General features: G+C 69.0%; 19 protein-coding genes. 10 read left to right on the plus strand and 9 right to left on the minus strand.

Annotation, left to right across the window (positions count from 1 at the left end; genetic code table 11):
- Window positions 1-21: 21 nt before the first annotated feature.
- The 6 genes from AOZ06_RS35205 to AOZ06_RS35230 form a co-directional block, all read right to left on the minus strand.
- A complete protein-coding gene (locus AOZ06_RS35205; RefSeq protein WP_054293322.1) occupies window positions 22-492 on the minus strand; it encodes an acetylxylan esterase family protein in 471 nt (156 codons plus the stop codon).
- Window positions 485-673: an acetylxylan esterase gene (locus tag AOZ06_RS62300; RefSeq protein ID WP_054293323.1), complete on the minus strand. Its 189-nt coding sequence runs from the start codon at window positions 671-673 to the stop codon at window positions 485-487. The genes AOZ06_RS35205 and AOZ06_RS62300 overlap by 8 nt, the downstream gene beginning before the upstream one ends.
- An 816-nt stretch (window positions 674-1,489) precedes the next feature.
- A complete protein-coding gene (locus AOZ06_RS35215) occupies window positions 1,490-4,183 on the minus strand; it encodes a VIT domain-containing protein (RefSeq protein WP_054293324.1) in 2,694 nt (897 codons plus the stop codon).
- Entirely contained in the window at window positions 4,180-4,815 is a 636-nt protein-coding gene (locus AOZ06_RS35220) for a helix-turn-helix domain-containing protein (RefSeq protein ID WP_054293325.1), read from the minus strand. The genes AOZ06_RS35215 and AOZ06_RS35220 overlap by 4 nt, the downstream gene beginning before the upstream one ends.
- 60 nt (window positions 4,816-4,875) lie before the next feature.
- Entirely contained in the window at window positions 4,876-5,154 is a 279-nt protein-coding gene (locus AOZ06_RS35225) for an HPr family phosphocarrier protein (RefSeq protein ID WP_054293326.1), read from the minus strand.
- Between the two features lie 94 nt (window positions 5,155-5,248).
- Complete coding sequence (locus AOZ06_RS35230; protein ID WP_054293327.1) at window positions 5,249-6,010, minus strand: DeoR/GlpR family DNA-binding transcription regulator; 762 nt, start codon at window positions 6,008-6,010, stop codon at window positions 5,249-5,251.
- Window positions 6,011-6,136: 126 nt separating this feature from the next.
- Here AOZ06_RS35230 and pfkB point away from each other — a divergent pair, with 126 nt between their 5' ends.
- From pfkB to AOZ06_RS35260, 6 genes are read left to right on the plus strand one after another with little or no spacing between them, the layout of a single operon-like run.
- Window positions 6,137-7,081 carry a 1-phosphofructokinase gene (pfkB, locus tag AOZ06_RS35235; protein ID WP_054297154.1) on the plus strand — a complete coding sequence of 315 codons (945 nt, stop codon included), beginning with the start codon at window positions 6,137-6,139 and terminating at the stop codon, window positions 7,079-7,081.
- Window positions 7,082-7,108: 27 nt separating this feature from the next.
- The gene (gene mtlA, locus AOZ06_RS35240; protein ID WP_083472801.1) at window positions 7,109-8,230 is read left to right on the plus strand and encodes a mannitol-specific PTS transporter subunit IIC; all 1,122 of its coding nucleotides are present in this window, start codon (window positions 7,109-7,111) and stop codon (window positions 8,228-8,230) included.
- Window position 8,231: 1 nt separating this feature from the next.
- Window positions 8,232-8,540 (plus strand): PTS lactose transporter subunit IIB, encoded by a 309-nt coding sequence (locus tag AOZ06_RS35245; protein WP_054293329.1) that lies wholly within the window; start codon window positions 8,232-8,234, stop codon window positions 8,538-8,540.
- On the plus strand, window positions 8,530-8,991 hold the full coding sequence (locus AOZ06_RS35250; protein ID WP_054293330.1) for a PTS mannitol transporter subunit IIA: 462 nt from the start codon (window positions 8,530-8,532) through the stop codon (window positions 8,989-8,991). The genes AOZ06_RS35245 and AOZ06_RS35250 overlap by 11 nt, the downstream gene beginning before the upstream one ends.
- Window positions 8,988-10,028, plus strand: a complete 1,041-nt coding sequence (locus AOZ06_RS35255) for a zinc-dependent dehydrogenase (RefSeq protein ID WP_054293331.1) — start codon at window positions 8,988-8,990, stop codon at window positions 10,026-10,028. The genes AOZ06_RS35250 and AOZ06_RS35255 overlap by 4 nt, the downstream gene beginning before the upstream one ends.
- A 36-nt stretch (window positions 10,029-10,064) precedes the next feature.
- Window positions 10,065-10,811: a DUF427 domain-containing protein gene (locus AOZ06_RS35260; protein ID WP_054293332.1), complete on the plus strand. Its 747-nt coding sequence runs from the start codon at window positions 10,065-10,067 to the stop codon at window positions 10,809-10,811.
- 17 nt (window positions 10,812-10,828) lie between these two features.
- Here AOZ06_RS35260 and AOZ06_RS35265 read toward each other — a convergent pair whose 3' ends face one another.
- Window positions 10,829-11,608, minus strand: coding sequence for an aldo/keto reductase (locus AOZ06_RS35265; RefSeq protein ID WP_054297155.1), 780 nt, complete (start codon window positions 11,606-11,608; stop codon window positions 10,829-10,831).
- Between the two features lie 177 nt (window positions 11,609-11,785).
- Between AOZ06_RS35265 and AOZ06_RS35270 the strand changes: the two genes are divergently transcribed.
- Window positions 11,786-12,436 (plus strand): DJ-1/PfpI family protein, encoded by a 651-nt coding sequence (locus AOZ06_RS35270; protein ID WP_054297156.1) that lies wholly within the window; start codon window positions 11,786-11,788, stop codon window positions 12,434-12,436.
- A gap of 27 nt (window positions 12,437-12,463) precedes the next feature.
- On the opposite strand, the gene AOZ06_RS35275 is transcribed toward AOZ06_RS35270, so the two are convergent.
- Both AOZ06_RS35275 and AOZ06_RS35280 read right to left on the minus strand, forming a co-directional pair.
- Window positions 12,464-13,237: a Pvc16 family protein gene (locus AOZ06_RS35275; protein WP_054297157.1), complete on the minus strand. Its 774-nt coding sequence runs from the start codon at window positions 13,235-13,237 to the stop codon at window positions 12,464-12,466.
- The gene (locus AOZ06_RS35280) at window positions 13,221-15,173 is read right to left on the minus strand and encodes an ATP-binding protein (RefSeq protein WP_236951845.1); all 1,953 of its coding nucleotides are present in this window, start codon (window positions 15,171-15,173) and stop codon (window positions 13,221-13,223) included. Before AOZ06_RS35280 ends, AOZ06_RS35275 begins: the two co-directional genes overlap by 17 nt.
- Before the next feature lie 133 nt (window positions 15,174-15,306).
- Between AOZ06_RS35280 and AOZ06_RS59220 the strand changes: the two genes are divergently transcribed.
- The 3 genes from AOZ06_RS59220 to AOZ06_RS35295 are packed head-to-tail and all read left to right on the plus strand — an operon-like array spanning window position 15,307 to window position 20,338.
- Window positions 15,307-16,869, plus strand: coding sequence for an NlpC/P60 family protein (locus AOZ06_RS59220; RefSeq protein WP_054293333.1), 1,563 nt, complete (start codon window positions 15,307-15,309; stop codon window positions 16,867-16,869).
- A 2-nt stretch (window positions 16,870-16,871) separates the two neighbouring features.
- Entirely contained in the window at window positions 16,872-18,710 is a 1,839-nt protein-coding gene (locus tag AOZ06_RS35290; protein ID WP_054293334.1) for a dynamin family protein, read from the plus strand.
- Window positions 18,707-20,338, plus strand: a complete 1,632-nt coding sequence (locus AOZ06_RS35295) for a GTPase (protein WP_054293335.1) — start codon at window positions 18,707-18,709, stop codon at window positions 20,336-20,338. Before AOZ06_RS35290 ends, AOZ06_RS35295 begins: the two co-directional genes overlap by 4 nt.
- Window positions 20,339-20,403 lie beyond the last annotated feature (65 nt).

The following is a 20,403-nucleotide window of genomic DNA, read 5'->3' on the forward strand; positions in this document are numbered from 1 at the left end:
CTGGGCGCCGTGCGGCCGTGATCAGTGCCAGATCGTCACCGGTGACACCGGCCCTGACAGGGTCGGCGAGTTCGTGGCCGAGCAGGACTCCGCGCCACGCAGGCAATCGGCCACGATCGCGCGGTAGATGTCCGTCGCCGGGTCCTCGATCCCCAGCATGGCAAGTCCCGGGTAGGCCGCCTTGAACGGGACGTCAGCCAGCCACTGGCCGCGGTGCATCACCGTGAAAGTGACGTACCGCAGGCGGTCCCGGTAATGCGGCGCCTGGTTGCCGTGCCGTGACGCGAGGTTTCCAGCACGGCCGGGACGGGCCGTCCCGGTGGGCACGCTGAGGTAGCCGAAGATCCGGTACGGCCCGATGCTGGTCAGCCGCACGTCGTAGGCGGTGAACAGCTCCGTCGACCTGGACGGGACGTAGTCGGCGACCGGCCGGACGGGCAGCGTCGCGAGTTCCTCGTCGACCGCACGCCAGTACTCGTCGAAGTCAGTCATCGCGCTTCTCCGGGGACAGGTGCTGGTCGAGGAAGTCCGCCACCTTCGGCATCACCCAGAGCAGGCCCGCGTGGTGCGCGCAGCGCGGGTACGCGTGCATCTCCTTGGGGCCGCCGAGCGCCCTGTAGACCGCGAACCCGTTCTCCGGCAGGCAGACGTCGCCCTCCAGTCCGACCTTCACCAGACCGTGGTGTTGCGCTGTCAATGGCCGTGTGTCGCGGCGCCGTTGCTGCGTGGGCGATGTGGCAGATACCGCTGTACTGTGGTGTTGCAGTGCCTCGCCATTGCGCCGCGATGCGCGATACCGGCCATGCCGCAGTAACGTTGTACCGCAGTGTGCGGTAACCGTCACGCCGCAGTGTCACTGGCCGCGGTTCCGCGGTGCCGTTAGGCCTCACCGCGCGGCTGTCGCGCCGTGGTGGGCGATGTGGCGATGTCGCGGGCCGTTCCGCAGTAGCGTCCGGTGCGCTGCGGTACAACTGTGCCCGTTGCGGAGCGGTGTCATTGCGCCCCACTGCAGTGCCGTTGCGCCCTAACGCGGCGCCCTTGCTCCGCGATGCCGGGCACGGCGCGGTGTCGCGGTGCAGTTGCCTCCCACCGCGGTGTTGTTGCGCCGCGGTGGGACGATGCTGTGGTGTAGGGGTGTTGCAGGTACCGCTGTACTGCGGGGGGGTCGCGGTGCCGTCGTGCCGCAGTGCGAGGTGCCGGTTGCGCTGCGGTGTCGCTCACCGCGTTGTGAGGCCGCTGGCCGTCCGGGTGACGACTTCCCGTACGGTGCCGCGGATCTCGATCGCCTGCCCGCCGGACCGCAGCCAGAGGGCGCGTTCCACGATGGTCACTCGGAAGCCACGGTGTTGCAGCGCCGCCGGCCGCGGTGCTGCGGTGTTGCGGTGTGGTGCCACTGGTTGCGGTGTCGTTGGGTTCGGGTGGTGCGGTGTCGTTGTTCGGTCGCCGTGGTGCGGTGTTGGCGGGGGTGGGTTTGGGTGGGGTGGGGTGGTTACCGCTTCCAGAAGGCTTTACGTTCGGGACGGCGGAGGGATTCCAGGGTTGTGAGGGTGTGGTGCCAGCGGCGTTCGAGTTCGGTGGGGTCGGTGGTGGGGACTGTCAGTTCTGTGTAGAGGGTGGTGAGGGTGGCGCGGGCTTCCGCGGGTTCGTTGGCAGCGGCCCATTCGCTCAGCCGAGCGAGGATTCGCTGGGCCAGGAGGGCCAGCAGGTCTGCTCGGGCGAGGGTTGGCTTGTTCTCCTCTGCGCGCAGGGCTTCCAGGTGCTCAGTCACGAAGTCGGTCAGCGTTTTTGTTGTGGTTGCCGTTGGGTCTGCTCCTGGGGCTACCTCGGCGCGGTCCTTGTTACGGGCGTGGTCCTTGTTGCGGGCGCGGCGGGCCAGCTTGCGGGACTTGCGGCTTGACTCTTCGTCTGCAGGCGGGTTCATCACGTGCGGTGGGCAGCCTGCTTGCACGGGTGGCGCGTCGGCGGGCGTGGGTGCGGCGGTCCAGTGCGGGGCGGGCGGGGGTGAGCCGTACGGCATCGAGGAGGCGGCGCCGGGCGCTGAGCGCTCGTCTTGGACGGGTTGGCTGCCTGGGTAACCGCCGTAGCCGCCGCCTTGGTGGCCACCGTAGCCGCCGCCCTGGGAGCCGCCCGCATAGGTGCCGCCCTGGGAGCTGCCGTAGCCGCCTTGGTCATAGCCGCCGCCTGTGTAGGACTGGCTGCTGCTGCCCTGCTGGGTGTAGGCACCGCCGTATGCTCCGCCTGGGGCTGCGAGTCGGGCGTTCATCGGGGCGGCTGCCATGGGCGCGCTGGGCGGTGGGCCTGCGAAGCCGTAGCCGCCGTCCATCTGCCAGCCGCTGGGCAGTTCCACTGGTTGCGTCACTTTGTGGACGGCTCCGGCTTCGTTGACCACTCGTTGGTCGACCGCCACGAAGGCTGTGAAACGGGAGAGCACGCCAAACTTCAGGGATGTGTCGACGATCTGCTGCTCCAGGCCGGAGAGGTCGCCTACGCCGGCCACGTAGCGGTCTTCCAGGTCGCGGATCCATGTCCTTGCCCACAGCGCGCCCAGGCTCGGGTTGTCGCTGAGAGTCGATGCGACGTCGGACTTCCAGCCGTCCGAGCTGCTCACCGTGATTGTTCCGGTGGCTTGGCCGGTGAAGCGGCCGGTCACCACGATCGGCGCGCCGTGGAACAGGTCGGGCAGCGGGCTCGGGGCCAGGGTGCTCTCGTCCACCGCCAGCCCGGCTGCGGCCAGCTTCAGTCCCACCGCCACCGGTGATCCGATGCGGCGGTGGATGTTCTGCATCGCGTCGTCGAGGCGGTCCTCGGACTCCACCAGTTCGCAGCGGCCCGACGATCCGGCCAGCCTGCGCAGGAAGGATTCGTTGACCGCGCGGTCGATGCCGACGGTGTGCACCCGGACACCGCCCAGCAGCGGGCCCAGTTCGCGCAGGACTTGGTCCTCGTTGCCGATCTGGCCGTCAGTGACCAGGACGAGCACACGGTCGCGTTCGACGGACTCGCTCAGCAACCCGGCGGCGCTCCGCAGCGGCACGGACATCTCGGTTCCGCCGCGGGCGTCCAGGCCGGAGAGGAACTCGACAGCGCGGAACCTGTTGCGATCGCTGGCTTCCACGAAACCTGTCGACAACGACGGCGGCGTCTGCACTTCGTGGTCGAAGGCGAGCACGGCGAACCTGTCGGACGAGCCGAGGGTGTCCACGATCCGACCGGCGGCACGGCGGGCGGCCACCATCTTCCAGCCGTCCATCGAACCCGACCGGTCGATCAACAGCGCGACGTCACGCGGGCGGGCCGCGGCGGCGTTCGACGGGGGCAGCACGGTCAACGCGAACGTGCCGCCGGAGTCGCCGTCGGGCAGGAGGGCGAGGGAGGTGCTGATCGCCTCGGCGGCGTAGCGCAGCCGCAGGATGAAGTCCCGGTCCGCGCGCTCACCCGGCTCCAGCCGGACTCGCAGGCCGGTCGGCGCGTCTTCGGTGGCGACGGCGTGCAGGCTGGAGGAGATTCCCCGCAGCGGCAACGAACCCGGGTCGATGTCGACCACGACGGACAGCTGGACGGGGTTCGGGAAGCCCGGCAGGAGCACCGGCGGGCTGATCCGGGACGCGTCGGGGACGGCGTCGGTGTCCTGCGCGATCCCGTCGCCGACCTGGTCCCCCGCCAGCGGTGTGCCGGGGATGTAGCGCGGTGCGACCACCAGCGGGAACCTGAACGTGGCCTCTTCGTCCTCATAGGACAGCACGGCGGCCAGCGTCAGGTGCACGCTCACGCGCTCGCCCGGCATGATGTTGCCGACTCGCATGGTGAAGACGCCGGGGCGCTCCTCCTCGGCGATCGACGCCCGTTTGCCCTCGGAGATGGCGCGGTCGTAGCTCTCCCTGGCCTGACCGCGTTCCTGCAGCAGTCCTTCAACGACGCGCCCGTCCGCCTCCATCCGCAACGCGGTGACCGCGGCTCGGGGCGGCAACGGGAAGATGTACGTGGCTTCGAGCGGTTCGTCGTACGGGTTGCGGAAGCCCTGCGTGACTTCGATGCCTGCTGCCAGCCCGGTGATGGAGGTGCGGACGTCGATCACGTCGAGCGGCAGGTTGCCCCGGCTGGTCTGCAGGCAGCCCATACCGTCGTCCTCGCTCGGACTGCCTGGCGCCGCGATCGATTCCCTGACATCGACATGCATGGTCATTGCGTTTCCCCTCCAGTGGACGGCGCCAGGCCGAGGCGGCCGAGCAGTTCGAGCAGTGGTGCGGCTGCGGCCTCGATGGCAGCGATCTCGTCCGCGTCGGGCGTGTGCGCGGCGGCTTCCAGAACGACGGTGACACTGTCAGTGAGCCGGATCCCGTGGATCAGCTTGGTGACAGTGACAGCGCCAGCGTCGACATCGGTGTCAGTGTCCGGCGAAGTTCTGGCGGCGGCTGGTGGCACTGTCGGACGGCCGTGCGCTTGCCCTTTCCAGAACTGCGGGGTCGTACCGATTTCGATCTGCGGGTGCACGGCATCGATGTGCGCGACGCCTGCGAGCTCGGCAAGCCGGGTGTCGGTCGCCCCGACCAGCAGTTCCTGGATTTCCGCGAGCGAGGACCCGCTGGACTGCAGTTTCTTGACCGCGACGATCTGCAGGAGGTGACGGCGTCCGTAGAGCACGGTGCGGCCTCGCGTGGCCGCCGGCCGGTCCACCAGGCCGATCGTGGTGTACCACCGGATGGTGCGACGGTTCGGCAGCTCCCGGATCCGGCCGTTGCGTTGGCCGTCATAGTTGTCCGACAGGAGGTCGGCTACTCGGTCCGGGAGCTGCTCGATCGTCCACAGCTCGCTCATACTGCAAGACTGCCAGATGTTTCTGACACTGTCAATGTTGCAGTGTCAGTGGCGAGGTTCTCAGGAGGCGGGCGCGGCGTCCAGGTCCTGGGCCAGCAGCGCGGCCAGCTCTTCGAGCGCGGCTTCGGCGCCGTCGCCTTCCGCGGACAGTTCGACCTCTTCCTCGTACTTCACGCCCAGTGCCATCACGGCCAGGATGCTCGACGCCACAACGCCTTCGTCTCCCGGCCGGCCGATGAGGACCGGCACCGGCTGCCGTGCGGCGGCCTGCGCGAACAGCCCGGCGGGCCGGGCGTGCAGCCCGACAGTGGACGCGATCTTCACCCGGATCGTCGCCATCAGCTCTCCTCCGTCACCAGTGGAAGAGCCAACGGTATGCACAACGAATGTGTTTAAGCAAGGGTTTCATGTGGCTTTAGTTTGTTTTACGTGGTCATGCTTGGACCACGCGCGGCCCGGCAGCCGCGATCTCCTCGGCCACGGCGTCGTCGACATCCGTGTCGGTGATGAAGGTGTCGATGTCCCCCAGGTCGGCGAACCTCGAGAAGTGGTCGTTGCCCACCTTGGTGTGGTCGGCCAGCAGCACGCACCGACGCCCGCTGGCGATCGCGGCCTTCTTGACCATGGCCTCGGCCGGGTCCGGCGTGGTCAGTCCCCGATCGACCGAGACCCCGTTCGTGGCGATGAAGACGACTTCGACGAACGTGTCACGCAGCGCCTGCAGCGCCCATGCGTCGACCGAGGCCAGCGTCCGGCTGCGCAACCGGCCCCCGACCAGCATGACGGTCACGTTCGGCCGGGTTATCAGCGACAGGGCGATGTTCACCGAGTGGGTCACGACCGTGAGCTCGCGGTCCACCGGTAGCGCGTCGGCCAGCCGCGCGGTGGTCGTGCCCGCGTCGAGCAGGATCGTCCCGGCTTCGGGCAGTTCGGCCAGCGCCGCCTTGGCGATCCGGCTCTTCTCATCGGTCATCACCGTCTCGCGGACCGACAGCGCGGGCTCGAAACCGAGGCGCTCGACCGGGATCGCGCCGCCGTGCACCCTGCGCAGCACGCCGTGGCGCTCCAGCACGGTCAGGTCGCGCCGGATCGTCTCGGTGGTGACGTCGAACTCCTCGGCCAGCGCGGCGACGTCCACACGCCCCTTCGCCCTGGCTCGTTCGAGGATCACTTGCTGCCGTTCCTCCGCGTACATGGTGTGACTTTATGTTGATTCGTGCGTGTCGGCAAAGCCGTGGTCTTGCAAACCAACATGAACACATGCACAATCACTTAAATCCACGTTGGACGTGTGTGGGACCACATGGAGGTGGCAGGCAGCGTGATCGTCACCGTGACGGCGAACCCGAGCATCGACCGGACGGTCGAGGTGGGTGCGCTCGTGCGCGGCGGACTGCACCGGGCCACGGCCGTGCACATCCAGCCGGGCGGCAAGGGGATCAACGTCGCGAGAGCGTTGGTGTGCAACGGAGTCAAGGCGCGCGCCGTGGTCCCGGCAGGCGGCGCCGAAGGCGAACAGCTGATCGGCCTGCTGAGCGACTACAGCATCGACGTCGTCCGCGTGCCCACGCTCGGGCCGGTGCGGATGAACGTCAGCGTGATCGAACCGGACGCGACGGTCACCAAGCTGAACGAACCGGGCGCGCGGCTGACCGACGACGAGACCACGGCGCTGGCGGACGCGGTGATCAGCGCGTCCCACAACGCCTCCAGCCTGGTCCTCGCAGGCAGCCTGCCACCTGGTGTGCGGGGCGACTTCTACGCGGACCTGATCATCCGCCTGTCCGACAGGGACACGAGGGTGGTCGTGGACACCAGCGGACCGGCCTTGCGCGCGGCTGTCGCAGCCGGACCGGCACTGATCAAGCCGAACCACCACGAGCTCGAAGAGGCCGTCGGGCGTGCGTTGCCGACGCTGGGTCACGTCGTCGAGGCCGCGCGGGAACTGCGTTCCCTCGGCGCGGGCGCGGTGCTGGCCAGCCTCGGCGGCGACGGAGCGGTGCTCGTGGACGCCGAGAACACCTGGCACGCCGAGGCACCGGTCGTGCAGGCAAGAAGCTCGGTGGGGGCCGGTGACGCGATGCTCGCCGGTTTCCTCGCCGCAGGAGGAAGCGGACGCGAGGCGTTGGTGTCCGCGGTGGCGTGGGGCGCGGCGGCGGTGTCGCTGCCGGGAAGCACCATGCCGAGGCCGGATGACCTCCAGCCGCACCTCGTCGAGGTGCACCCGGGGATCAGCACGGACCGGGCATTACGCGGGGACACCTGAAAAGCACCAGTACAGGAAGTGTCGACGATGACAAAGACTGAAGACGCGCCGAGCAGGGCGCATCAGCTGCGGGCCTCGGTGCAACGCTTCGGCGGCCACCTCGCCGGCATGGTGATGCCCAACATCGGCGCGTTCATCGCGTGGGGCCTGATCACCGCGTTGTTCATCCCGTCCGGCTGGTTGCCGAACGCCCAGCTCGCCGAGCTCGTCGATCCGATGGTCAAGCTGCTGCTGCCGGTTCTGATCGGGTACACCGGCGGCCGGTTGGTGCACGGGCAGCGCGGCGCCGTGGTCGGTGCCGTCGCCACGGTCGGCATCGCGGTCGGCGCGGATGTGCCAATGTTCCTCGGCGCCATGTTGATCGGCCCGCTGACCGCGTACCTGTTGAAGCTGTGGGACAACTCCGTCGGCGAGAAGGTCGGCCCCGGCTTCAAGATGCTGGTCGACAACTTCAGCGCGGGCATCATCGGTGGAGCCATGGCCGTGCTGGGCTCGCTGGCGATCGGCCCGGTCGTCGAGGCGATCACGAAGGCGCTGGGCAACGGCGTGCAGTTCCTGCTGGACGCGCACCTGTTGCCGCTGGTGTCGGTCATCGTCGAACCGGCGAAGGTGCTGTTCCTCAACAACGCCATCAACCACGGCGTGCTGTCCCCCTTGGGTGTCACGCAGTCGGCCGACACGGGCAAGGCGATCGAGTTCCTGATCGAGCCGAACCCGGGCCCCGGCCTCGGCATCCTGGTCGCGCTCGCGCTGTTCGGCGTGCGGGCGGCCCGTGCGACCGCGCCCGGCGCGATCGTGATCCAGTTCCTCGGCGGCATCCACGAGATCTACTTCCCGTACATCCTCGCGCAGCCGCGGCTGATCCTGGCCGCCATCGCGGGTGGCGCGTCCGGTGTGCTGGTGTTCAGCATCTTCGGCGCCGGTCTGACCGCGACGCCGTCGCCCGGCAGCATCTTCGCGATCCTCGCGGTCACGCCGAAGGGCGGGTATTTCGGGGTCGTCGCGGGTGTGCTCGTCTCCGCCGCGGTGTCCTTCGTCATCGCGGCCTTGCTGCTGAAGTTCGGCAGGGGCAACAAGGAAGCCGAGCGCAAGCAGGAAGTCGGCAACGGCGGGACAGTCACAGCCGGAAAGCCTGAAAGGAAAGCCTGACATGAGCAGCATCGACGGATCGGCGATCAAGAAGGTCGTGATCGCGTGCGACGCCGGGATGGGCAGCAGCGTGATGGTGGCGTCCCAGTTGGCCAAGCGGCTCAAGCCGTACTCCGTCTCGGTGTCGCACACACCGGTCAACGACATCCCCGAGGACGCGGACGTCGTCCTGTGCCAGGCCACTCTGCTGGCCAGGGCGCGCAAGAGCACCGGGGACACGGTCGTCCTCGGCTTCCAGAGCTTCCTCGGCGACCCGGTGTTCGACCGGGTCGAGGCCGCGATCAGGGACGGTGGGTCGCTTGACGACTGAGCGGACCTCGTTGCTCACCGCCGAGGGCGTCCACCTCCGCAGGCAGGCGGCAGGCCGCGACGACGCGATCGACCAGTGCGGTCGCGCCCTGCTCGACCTCGGCGCCGTCGAGGACGGCTACCTGGCGGCGATGCACGAGCGTGAGGCGTCCCTGTCGACCTTCATCGGCGAGGGCGTGGCGATCCCGCACGGCACCGACCAGTCACGGCAGTTCGTGAAACGCACGACGCTCGTGGTGCTGCAGTTCCCCGACGGCGTGGACTGGGGCTCCGGCAACACGGTCAAGGTATGTGTCGGCATCGCGGCCAACGGCTCCGAACAGGTCGGGATCCTGTCGGCGTTGGCCCACGTGCTGATGGACAGCGACAAGGCCGAACGGTTGCGGACCGCGTCCGACACCCGGACGGTGCTTGATCTGCTGCAGTCGATCGACGAGGAGAACAACCAGTGAAGGTCGCGCGCTTCTACGCGCCCGGGGACATCCGCATCGAGCAGGCACCGGAGCCCTCAGCGGGCGCGGGTGAGCTCAAACTCAAGGTGCACAACTGTTCCACGTGCGGGACGGATCTGAAGATCTTCCGGCACGGGCACCACCACATCGACCCGCCGAGGGTGATCGGCCACGAGATCGCCGGTGAGGTCGTCGAGGCCGGCTCCGGTGTGGACGGCTGGCAGCCGGGCGACCGGGTGCAGGTCATCGCCGCGATCCCGTGCGGGGAATGCCCGGACTGCCTGCGCGGCTGGCTGACGATCTGCCCGAACCAGCGTTCGATGGGCTACCACTACGACGGCGGTTTCGCCGAGTACATGATCGTCCCCCAAGCGGTGCTCAAGGTGGACGGCGTGAACCGGATTCCCGACTCGCTGTCGTACGCGGAAGCCTCGGTCGCGGAACCGTTCGCGTGTGTCCTCAACGGACAGGAACTGGCCGGTGCCGGCGAGGGCGATACGGTCGTGGTCGTCGGCGCAGGCCCGATCGGCTGCCTGCACGTCCGGCTCGCCCGTGCTCGCGGCGCCGAGGCTGTGTACCTGGTCGAGCTGTCGCGCTCCCGGCTGGAGATGGCCGCGGCGCTGGTCAAGCCGGACGCGGCGATCTGGTCGTCGGACGTCGACCCGGTGGAGGAAGTGCTGCGGCTGACCGACGGGCGCGGTGTCGACGTGGTGATCACGGCCGCCGCGGCGGGCAAGGCGCAGGAGGACGGCCTCAAGATGGCCGCGCGGCGCGGCCGGATCAGTTTCTTCGGCGGCCTGCCGAAGGACAACCCGATCATCGCGTGCGACTCCAACCTGGTGCACTACCGCGAGTTGACCATCGTCGGCGCCAACGGCTCCAGCCCGGACCACAACAAGCGGGCGCTGGAGCTGATCGCGTCCGGTGCCGTGCCGGTCGACGACCTGATCACGCACCGGATGCCGCTGGACGGCGTGCTCGACGCGATCAACACGGTCAGCACCGGCGAGGCGATCAAGGTAACGATCGAGCCGTAGCGGAATCACCCGGCCGCCGCCGGGGTTGTCCTGGACATGAACGCTCGTGGACGAGTCAAGCTCGAACCGGGTACCCGCCGTGTCCGGGTCTATCTCGGCGGTGCGCTGGTCGCGGACACACTCGCGCCGGTGTACGTGTGGGAAGTTCCCTACTACCCCACCTACTACATCCCGCGTGCCGACGTGCGGGCCGAACTGGCCGAGTCCGGCGGCACCGACCACTCCCCCAGCCGCGGCGACGCGACCCTGTACACGGTCAAGGCCGGCGGCCGGGAAGCGGTGGACGCGGCGAAGGTCTACGCCGACTCGCCGATCGAGGAGCTGCGTGACCTGGTCCGCCTCGATTTCCAGGCCATGGACGCGTGGTTCGAGGAGGACGAGGAGATCTACATCCACCCGCGTGATCCGTACACGCGCGTGGACGTCCTGCCGAGCTCCCGCAACGTCAGGGTCGAGATCGACGGAGTGACCGTCGCGGAGTCGGCCAACGCGCGGCTGCTGTTCGAGACCGGCCTGCCGACCCGCTACTACCTGCCGAAGACGGCCGTCCGCCTGGACCTGCTCGAACCCAGCGACACGCGCACCGCGTGCCCGTACAAGGGTGAGGCGTCGTACTACTCGGTGCGTGTCGGTGACACAGTGCACGAGGATGTCGTCTGGTACTACGACACTCCGCTGCCGGAGAGCGAGCGGATCGCCGGGACCATGGCGTTCTACAACGAGAAGGTCGACATCTTCGTCGACGGCGTCGAGCAGCCGCGGCCCAGCACCAAGTTCGCCTGAGTGCCGGGCCTTCGGGCTCAGCCGACCTTGTCGGGGTGCGGGCCGGTGCGGTGCCCCTTGTCCAGGGTGGCCAGCTCGGTGACGTCGGACTCGGACAGCTCGAAGTCGGTGATGTCGAAGTTCTCGGCGATGCGCCGCGGCGTGACCGACTTCGGGATGACGACGTTGCCGAGCTGGAGGTGCCACCGCAGCACGACCTGGGCGGGCGTGCGGCCGGCCCGCTTGGCGATGGCCACGATCGTCGGGTGGGCCAGCAGGTCGCCGCCGCTGGCCAGCGGGCTCCACGCCTCGGTGGCGATGCCCAGCTTGGTGTGCACCTCGCGCAGCTCGTTCTGCTGCAGGAACGGGTGCAGCTCGATCTGGTTCACCGCGGGCACGCGGCCGGTCTCGTTGATGATCCGCTCGAGGTGGGCGGGCTGGAAGTTGGACACGCCGATCGCGGTGACGCGGCCCTCGTCGGCCAGCCTGATCAGCGCCTTCCACGTCTCGACGTAGCGGTTCTGCGCGGGCAGCGGCCAGTGGATCAGGTAGAGGTCGAGGTAGTCGAGGCCCAGCCGGGCCATGCTCGAGTCGAAGGCGCGCAGCGTCTCGTCGTAGCCCTGGTCGGAGTTGTCCAGCTTGGTTGTGACGAACAGCTGTTCACGCGGGAAGTTCGCGACCGCCTTGCCGACACCCTGCTCGTTGCCGTACGCGGCGGCGGTGTCGATGCTGCGGTAACCGGTCTCGATTGCCGTGGTCACCACGGCGGAGGCGTCCCGGTCCGGGACCTGCCACACGCCGAAGCCGAGTTGCGGCATGGTGACACCGTTGTTGAGCTTGATGTCGGGCACAGTGATCCTCTCAGCGTGACTGTCGGCGTAAGCAATAATTGCATACGCCTCATATCCTACCCGATCGGCACGGACCGTGCGCATGGCCGCAACCGTGGCCGAGATGTCCGAAAAGGCCCGGAAATCGCGGATACGGTCGTGGACATGCAGATCGCATTCGTTGTTTACCCAGGAATGACGGCTCTAGACGCCATCGGCCCCTACGAACTCCTGCGGTCCATGCCGGACGCCGAGGTCCGGTTCGTGGCCGCCGAGCCAGGCCCGATCGTCACGGACAGTGGCGTCCTCATCCTCCACGCGAGCCACTCGTTCGACGAGACGCCCACACCCGACATCGTGCTCGTCCCCGGCGGCTCGACCGGGACAGTCGGCGCGATGAACGACCAGAAGCTGCTCGACTGGCTGCGCGCGGCGCACCCGGCGACGACGTGCACGACGTCCGTCTGCTCAGGAGCGCTGATCCTGGCAGCGGCGGGCCTGCTCAAGGACGTTCCCGCCACGACACACTGGGTCTGCCAGGACGTCCTCGGCTCGATGGGCGCGATTCCCCAGCGGGACAAGCGGATCGTGGTGTCCGGCAAGATCGCCACCGCGGCGGGCGTCTCGGCGGGGATCGACCTCGCGCTCTGGCTGATCGGCGAGATCCACGGCCGTGAACAGGCCGAACTGTCGCAACTGGTGATCGAGTACGACCCGCGGCCGCCATACGACGCGGGCCACCCGAGCAAGGTCACCCCGGAGTTCCTGGCGTCGGCGAAGACGCGGATGCTCGCGCAGGCCCAAGCCGCCGGGTGACACCGGAGGCAACCGTGTTCCGGCGGCTCAGCGCTTGCGTTTGAACTCGATCGGTCCGGTGGGCGGCACGTCTCCCCTGCTCTTGCCGTTCACCGTGACCTTGTCGCCGACTTCGGCCGGGACGAGGAACTTGCCGTCCTCGTCGGTTTCCGTCGCGCCGTGCGGTGTGGACACGATCGTGCCTTCTTCGGCCGCCGCGACCTGGCCTGCGACGAACATGCGCTCCTCGGACACCGAGTCCCCGTTGGACGTGATGATCGAGAACCGGTGCACGGGCGGGCCCGCCGGGACCAGCAACGCACTGTCCACTGTGGCGGTCACGGTCACGTCGAGACCCGGTTTGAGCTGGCCGCCCAACGCCGACCAGAAGTCGGAGTTGTCCCGTTCACCGCCCGAAGCGATCGTGATGCTCGGCACCGGAGTGACCCCGTTGTACGGCGCTTGCAGATACTGCGCCTCGATCTCGGTGTGCATCAGCAGCGCGCTCAGCGTCGCGCCCAGCAACGAGTGTTCGTCACGCATTTCCGATGTCCACGCGGTCACCAGGTATCTGCAGTCCACCCTCGGCAGCGGGGCCCGGCGGTGTGGGCGGCCGTTCTCGTCGTGCACTGTCTCCAGGCCGTATTCGCGCTCGGTGACGTTGCGGCGGACGTCCCACAGGTAGAGGTTGATCGTCGGCCGGGAGACCCGGGCCGACCAGTCCTTGTCGGGGGCGTCGAAGGAGATGTCCACCTCCCGTTTGGGCAACGGGACGACCGCTCGCAGGAACTCCTCAAGGGACTCGTCAAGCAGGTTCAGCATGGCCGTCCCCATTCACCAGTTTGAAGTAGCGGTCGAACTCCGTCTCGGTGCGCAGCCGCCCCATTTTCTGGAACTCGCGCTTCAGTGCCAGCGCCACGCGTTCCATCGTCACCGGGGCGTCCTCGTCCGCCGCGAGGAATCCGGCGCCGAGTGCCGCGTTGCGGATGATGCCGCCGGTGATCCGGAACTGCTTGGCCAGGAACGCGTAGTCCAGTTCGCCGACGGGCGCGCCCGGCGGGAAGGCCTGCCGCCAGATCTGTTCGCGTTGCGGCTCGTCCGGTGTTTCGAAGTCGATGGACACCGAGATCCTGCGCAGGAAGGCGTCGTCGATGTTGCGCTGCAGGTTCGTGGCCATCACCACGAGGCCGTCGTAGGACTCCAGGCGTTGCAGCAGGTACGCGACCTCGATGTTGGCGTACCTGTCGTGCGCGTCGCTGACCTCGGAACGCTTGCCGAACAACGAGTCCGCCTCGTCGAAGAACAGCACGAGGTCACCGGCCGCCGCTGCGCCGAAGATGCGTTCCAGGTTCTTCTCGGTCTCGCCGATGTACTTGCTGACCACCGATGACAAGTCCACTTTGTACAGGTCGAGGCCGAGTTCGCCGGCGACGATCTCCGCCGCGAGTGTCTTGCCCGTACCCGACGGGCCGGAGAACAACGCCACCACACCGGTCGACGGCAACGGCGAGAAGCCCCAGTCCCGGTAGACCACTGTCCTGCGCCTGTACCGTGCGACCAGTTCACGGACCTGCGCGGTCTGGTCGGCGGGCAGCACCAGATCCTTCATCGCGCGGCGCGGCCGGATCCGGACCGACAGGCCGTCCAGGTGCCCGCCCGCGAGCCTGCGGACCCCGGCGGCGACCTGCGCCGGATCGCCCGCCGACGCGGCTGTGACGAGCCGCAACTGCTCGCGTGACAACGGGAACGCCGGGTCGGGGGACGTGCCAAGCGCTTGCGCCCAGTCGTCCGCCGAGGCCAGGCCGGAGTCGAGCCGGATCTCCTGCCACGGCCTGCGCGGCAACGCGTCCAGCGCGAGCTCCTTCGGCGAGCTGAGCACCCAGCTGAGGTGGTCGGCGCGGTCGATCCAGTCGGCGGCGTCCCGGCTGGGCGGGTCGGTCAGGTCGAGCACGATCGCGCGGTCGCCGACACCGGCTTCCCGTACCACCGCGGCCCATTCGGCCTGTGACGACGGCATCGGGCACGCCAGCAGCGGCTTGCCCGGCCACCGATCGCGCACCGCGGCGAGCCTGCTGTCCTTGTCGGCGCCGGTCACCAGCAGCAGCGAGGCGTCAACCGAGCCGATCCCCGCCGCGTCCAGCCGATGGGTACCGGCGGGCAGCGCCGAATCCGTCGAGACGTCGCCGGCCAATGCCCACGTCAGCCGCGGCGCGGGCCAGCACATCCTGGTCGCCCACGGCCCGTCGGTGCCGATCTCCACGAACTCGGCACGCCGCAGCGGCGCGTCCGGAGCGACACACCGGGCATCGAGGATCCGGCTCAAGCTGGCCACGGTGAGCCGTGGCAGCTGCACGTTGTCCTGGAAGTACGCGACGAGCCGCATCCGGTGCGGCGACCGTTCCACCGCGAGCAGCACGGCAAGCGCCTGCGCGTCACGGGAATCCAGCCGCGCGGTCCGCGCCAGCCGGTCGAAAGTGGACTGCCCGGACGCCAGCGACTCGTCGAACTGCTTGCGCGCCACCGCGAGCTCCGGGTCCAGCTGACGCAGCAGCGCGTCGACTTTCGCTGCTGCGGGCCCCGCCGCACCCGGCAGTTCGGCGAGTATCCCGTCCACCTCGTCGTGTCCGATGTAGAGCCCGGCGAAGTCGTGCGGCAACAGGCCTTCGCCAAGGCGGCACACCAAAGCCTCGCGCTGCAGCAGGGTGTCGGCCATCACCTGCCACGGCGGCGCGGAACGGATGAGGCCATCGCGGAGCACTGCACCCCCGGATCGTCACAGGACAACGTCGCGCCTGAAATTAACACCAAGTGGCACCTACCTGCTCGAACAGTGCCCTTTTGGGCACACGAAATGGCGCCCGCACACCGGCGGGGTCCAACATAATGGCGGCATGGCGCGATATTCCGCGGAGCAGATCTACGGGTTCGCGCGCGAGGCGGGGTTCTCCCCCGATCGCGCCGCGACGATGACCGCGATCGCCATGGCCGAGTCCGGCGGCAACGACGGCGCGCACAACCCCGTCGGGGAGAACAGCAAAGGCCTGTGGCAGATCAACCAGGCCGCGCACCCGAAGTTCGCCAGCATCAACCTGTTCGATCCGGTGCAGAACGCCAGGGCGGCCTTCCAGGTCTCCAAGGGCGGTGACGACATCTCGCCGTGGACGACGACGCACAAGGGCTCCGCCGCGAAGTACCTGAAGTACAAGGAGCAAGCGCAGGCGGCTGCCGAGGCGTACGGCGACGGGCCCAACCGGGGTATGTGGACCGGTGTGTCCGGCTACGGCGACCACACGTCCGCGGGCGACGCGCGCGGTGGCGGCCAGGGCGTCGCGCCGACGCAGTCCGCCGCGTCCACCAGCGCCAGCGACAACGTCAACGTCCGCCAGGCCGCGGTGGCCCCGGCTGCGGACGCGCCGGCTGAGCAGCAGGCCGGCGCGCAGTTCGGCGCCCCGCTCGACGGTGACGCGCCTGTCGGCCCGGACGGTGTGCAGAGCATGGCCGCCGGTACGAACGATCCCAGCGCGCCCGCGGAGAAACAGGCAGGTGCCCAGTTCGGCGCACCGTTGGACGAAGACCGTGCGCCAGGCGCCCAGCAGCCCGCGACAACGACACCGGCGCCGAGTCAGACCATGGGGCAGCAGTCGGTCCCCCCGGGTGACGGCACCAAGCTGCAGACGTTTCTCAACTCGGCCGTGGCGCAAACCGGCGACAAGTACGTCTTCGGTCACGAGGTGAGCGTCAGCGACCGTAACCCGAGCACGTTCGACTGCTCCGAACTGGTCGAATGGGCCGCGGGGCAGGCAGGCGTGAAGGTGCCGGACGGTTCGTGGCTGCAGTACCGGCAGCTGGCCAACGGCGGGACCACCATGTCGGTCGAGCAGGCGCTCAAGACACCGGGTGCGCTGCTGTTCAGTTTCTCGTCCGACCCGATGAAGGGCGGTCGTCCGTCGGCCGCGCACGTGGCGATCAGCTTGGGCAACGGCAAGACGATCGAGGCCAAGGGCACGCAGTACGGCGTCGGGTCGTGGGAGGCCAACACCAAGCGCTTCCAGTACGCGGGCTACTTGCCGGAGATGGGTGCGGGCATCGGCAACATCCCGCCGCCCCCACCTCCCCCGCCGCCGACGGACACGTTCACACACCGCGTGAACACCGACCCGGCGCCGATGGACCGCAACCCGTCCACGGTCGCCGCCAGTCACCAGATGACCAACGCGGAACCGCCACCCGCACCGGCACCACCGCCTCCCCCGCCACCACCTCCGCCGCCTCCGGCCGACGCGCCGCAGGCTCCCGCCACGCAGGCGCGGTCCGACGACGACCTCGACCACGACAACCAGGACGACGGCATTCAGAACGCGCACAACTGGATCGCACCGGAGGACCACTCGTTGCCGGACGACCACAACGCTCCTGACCACGACTTCGGTCACGACCCCACCCCCGGGCACTGACGATGACCGGATCACGCAACGCGGCCGAGACCGCCGAGATGCTCGAGCTGATCGACACCGCGATCACCGAGACCCGCTCGGCCGGGCGGCCCGACCTGGCCGAGAAGCTGATCAAGTGCCGTCGCCAGCTCACCACGGGCGCGTGGCACGTGCTGGTCGCGGGCGAGTTCAAGAAGGGCAAGAGCGCACTGGTCAACGGCTTGCTCGGGGTGCCGGTGTGCGGGGTCGACGCGGTCGCGTTCACGGCCGTGCCGACGTCGATCAAGCACGGCGACAAGCCGACCGCCTACCTGGTCACCGACGCGCCCGCGGACGCGCCGCAGCTGCCGCCGCCGATCAAGGTCGACATCAGGAAGGCGGCCGAGTACGCCAGGACCGGGCTGGCCGACGACGGCACCCGGCTGCGCGCGATCGAGACCACGCTGAAACGCCAGATCCTGGCCGACGGGCTCGTCCTGATCGACACGCCGGGGCTCGGCGGCGGATTCGCCGCTGCCGCCGCGGCGGCGACGATGCGGGCGCTCGCACTGGCCGACGGTGTGATCGTGGTGACCGACGCGTCGCAGGAGCTGACCGCGGCCGAGGTCGACTTCGTCAGGCACGCGGCCGACGTCTGCCCGAACCTGATCGTGGTGCTCACCAAGACCGACTTCTACCCGCAGTGGCAGCGGATCCTCGAGCTGGACCGGCAGCACCTGCGGGACGCGGGGATCGAAGCCGAGATCGTGGCGGTGTCGTCGACGCTGCGCGAGCTGGCGCTGGACACCGGCGACCCGGCGCTCAACGCCGAATGCGGCTTCCCGGTGCTGGTCGAACGCTTGGGTTCGCGGTTGCTCGCCGACCACGCCGCGAAGTCCGTGCTCGCCGCGGCCGGTGTCGTGCGCAACTCGTTGCGCCAGGTCGCCGAGACGCTGGAGACCGAGCACAAGGCGTTGACCAAGCCGGAGGAACGCCAGGCCACCATCCGCAAGGTGGAGGCCAGCGGCGAGCGCGCGAAGGCGTTGTCCAGTCCGTCGGCGCGGTGGCTGAACACGATCACCGACCGGTTCGCCGACATCCAGGCGAACGTGGACGCGGACCTGACCGACTGCTCGCGCAGGCTGGAGAACGAGGTCACCAAACGGATCAAGGAGGGCGACCCGACCAAGGAGTGGGCGGAGATCGTGCCGTGGCTGCAGAAACGCGCGAACGAGGAGATGACCGACGCGCACACGCGGCTGATCCGGCAGATCGACGAACTCGCCGAGGACGTCGCGGCCCTGTTCGACGCGACCGCCGAGCAGGTCGAGGCGATCGGCAGGGGCGACATGTCGATCGGGCCCGACCTGAAGCTGGAGAACCTGGCCAGCAAGAAGGGCGGCAAGCTCGAGGTCGGGATGCACGCCGCCCGCGGCTGGTCGCTGTCCAGCTCGATCGTGACGACCGTGCTGGTCACGACACTGGCGCCGAGCCTGCTCATCGTCCTGCCGATCACGGCCGCGCTGGGGTCGGTGTTCGCGTGGCGCGCCGTGCGCAGCTACAAGACCACGAAGGTCGACGCGGCCCGTGCCGAGGCTCTCCGCGCGGCGGCGGTGTACCTCAACCAGGCCAGAGTGGACGCCAACCGCGCGTCCTACGACCTGATCCGGCACAGCCGCGGCAAGATCCGTGACTACTACCTGGATCAGGCGCAGGAAATGGTCTCGGCGGCCAAACACGAGCAGGAAGCCGCGATGCGTGCGGTACAGGCCGACGCGCAGGCAGCGGCAACCCGTGGTACGGCGGCGAAGGCGGAGCTCGACCGCGTGTCGGCGCTGCTGGCTACCGCGGAACGGGTGTCGACGCAGAGGGGCCGGTCGTGACAGTTTCCCTTGCCGCCCGGGTCCGTTCACTGCTCAACGACGCGGTGCAGGCCTACCAGGGCCGTCAGGGCGGGCGGGTCCTCAACGACGTCGCCAGGCACCTCGACGGTCCGCTGCGGGTGGCGATCGCGGGCCGGGTGAAGGCCGGGAAGTCCACTTTGCTCAACGCGCTCGTCGGCACGCGCATCGCCGCGACCGACGCGGGCGAGTGCACGAGGATCGTGACGTGGTACTTCCGCGGCCAGCAGCCGCGGGCGACCGCCTTTCCGCACGCCACGAGGCCTGTGGGGCTCGCACTCGACCACGACGGCAGCCGCTACGCGCTCGACCTCGGCACGCTGGACGTGGAGACCGTCGACCGGATCGAGGTGGCGCTGCCCAGCGACTGGCTCGGCCAGATGACGCTGGTCGACACCCCGGGGATGGGATCGCTGACCGAGTCGGCCGGTCGCAGGACGCAGGACTTCCTCGGCGAGACGGCCAGTGTGGACGCGGTGCTGTACCTGATGCGGCACTTGCACTCCACGGACATCGACTTCCTTGACGCCTTCAACGACAGCGACGCGTCCGACAGCACACCTGTCAACGCGGTCGGCGTCCTTTCCCGTGCCGACGAGGTCGGTGGCGGGGACGACGACGCGATCGCGCACGCCGGGAAGGTGGCGGCCGGGTACCGTGCCGATTCCCGGATCCGCAGCCTGGTGCACACGGTCCTGCCGGTCGCCGGTCTGCTGGCGGAGGCGGCCGCGACCATGAGCGAGAAGGAATTCGCTGACCTGAAGGCGATCGCTTCGGCCAGTGACGGTGCGACGATGCCGCTGTTGTTGTCGGCTGGGCGGTTCGTGTCGCCGACACGCGCGGTCATGGTGGATCCCGAGTCGCGCGGGCGGCTGCTGTCGATGCTCGGCCTCTACGGGCTGCGGCTCAGTTTGGAATCCATGCGTTCCGGCAACGTCGACCGCGGGCAGCTGTGCACACTGTTGCGGGAACGCAGTGGCCTCAGCGAACTGCGGCACCTGCTGCTGACCCAGTTCGCGCAACGCCGTGACGTGTTGAAGGCCGACGGTGCCTTGCGAGCCATCGAGTCGATCACCCGCAACGACCCGATTCCGGCCGCGCCACGCCTGCGTCAGGCGGTTGAGCGTTTGCGCGCGGGGGCACACGAGCTGACCGAGCTGCGGTTGCTGACGGAGCTGCGGACAGGGTCGGTGCAGGCGCCGACTGAGCAGATCGCCGTGATGGAACGTCTGCTCGGTGGGCAGGGCGCTTCGGTGGCGGATCGGCTGAACCTGCGCCCGGATGCTCCTTTTGAGACTGTCAACGCCGCGATCAGCGGGATGCACGGGCATTGGCGGCGGGTGGCGCAGAACCAGCTGATCGATCCCAGTTTCACGCGTGCCGCCCAGGTGTTGCAGCGGACCTGCGAGGGGCTGGCCGCCGCTGTCCGGATGGCTCCGCAGCGCCCGCAGCCACCGCAAGGGGGCGACCGGCAGGCGCCACCGCGGCGCCACCCGGGTCCGCCGCCGGTGGACAAGACGGAGACCATCCGCAAGCCGCCGTCTCCCGAGGACAAGACCACCGCGTTCCAGCGTCCGACGAACGTCCCGCGCGGTCCGGGCAACGGCTGAGCCCGGGATTGACGCCCGACCTGACTGCAACTACGGTTGTTGCAGTTAAGTCGGGCGCACAGGGG

The organism is Kibdelosporangium phytohabitans (assembly GCF_001302585.1).
GTDB lineage: Bacteria > Actinomycetota > Actinomycetes > Mycobacteriales > Pseudonocardiaceae > Kibdelosporangium > Kibdelosporangium phytohabitans.

What these genes read in the sequence shown, in the direction of transcription:
- AOZ06_RS35290 (WP_054293334.1), top strand. Translation starts at nt 16,872, where the DNA reads ATGACCGGATCACGCAACGCGGCCGAGACCGCCGAGATGCTCGAGCTG.
- AOZ06_RS35230 (WP_054293327.1), bottom strand. Translation starts at nt 6,010, where the DNA reads ATGTACGCGGAGGAACGGCAGCAAGTGATCCTCGAACGAGCCAGGGCG.
- AOZ06_RS35260 (WP_054293332.1), top strand. Translation starts at nt 10,065, where the DNA reads ATGAACGCTCGTGGACGAGTCAAGCTCGAACCGGGTACCCGCCGTGTC.
- AOZ06_RS35225 (WP_054293326.1), bottom strand. Translation starts at nt 5,154, where the DNA reads ATGGCGACGATCCGGGTGAAGATCGCGTCCACTGTCGGGCTGCACGCC.
- AOZ06_RS59220 (WP_054293333.1), top strand. Translation starts at nt 15,307, where the DNA reads ATGGCGCGATATTCCGCGGAGCAGATCTACGGGTTCGCGCGCGAGGCG.
- AOZ06_RS35215 (WP_054293324.1), bottom strand. Translation starts at nt 4,183, where the DNA reads ATGACCATGCATGTCGATGTCAGGGAATCGATCGCGGCGCCAGGCAGT.
- AOZ06_RS35205 (WP_054293322.1), bottom strand. Translation starts at nt 492, where the DNA reads ATGACTGACTTCGACGAGTACTGGCGTGCGGTCGACGAGGAACTCGCG.
- AOZ06_RS35270 (WP_054297156.1), top strand. Translation starts at nt 11,786, where the DNA reads ATGCAGATCGCATTCGTTGTTTACCCAGGAATGACGGCTCTAGACGCC.
- AOZ06_RS35275 (WP_054297157.1), bottom strand. Translation starts at nt 13,237, where the DNA reads ATGCTGAACCTGCTTGACGAGTCCCTTGAGGAGTTCCTGCGAGCGGTC.
- AOZ06_RS35245 (WP_054293329.1), top strand. Translation starts at nt 8,232, where the DNA reads ATGAGCAGCATCGACGGATCGGCGATCAAGAAGGTCGTGATCGCGTGC.
- AOZ06_RS35220 (WP_054293325.1), bottom strand. Translation starts at nt 4,815, where the DNA reads ATGAGCGAGCTGTGGACGATCGAGCAGCTCCCGGACCGAGTAGCCGAC.
- AOZ06_RS35265 (WP_054297155.1), bottom strand. Translation starts at nt 11,608, where the DNA reads ATGCCGCAACTCGGCTTCGGCGTGTGGCAGGTCCCGGACCGGGACGCC.
- mtlA (WP_083472801.1), top strand. Translation starts at nt 7,109, where the DNA reads ATGACAAAGACTGAAGACGCGCCGAGCAGGGCGCATCAGCTGCGGGCC.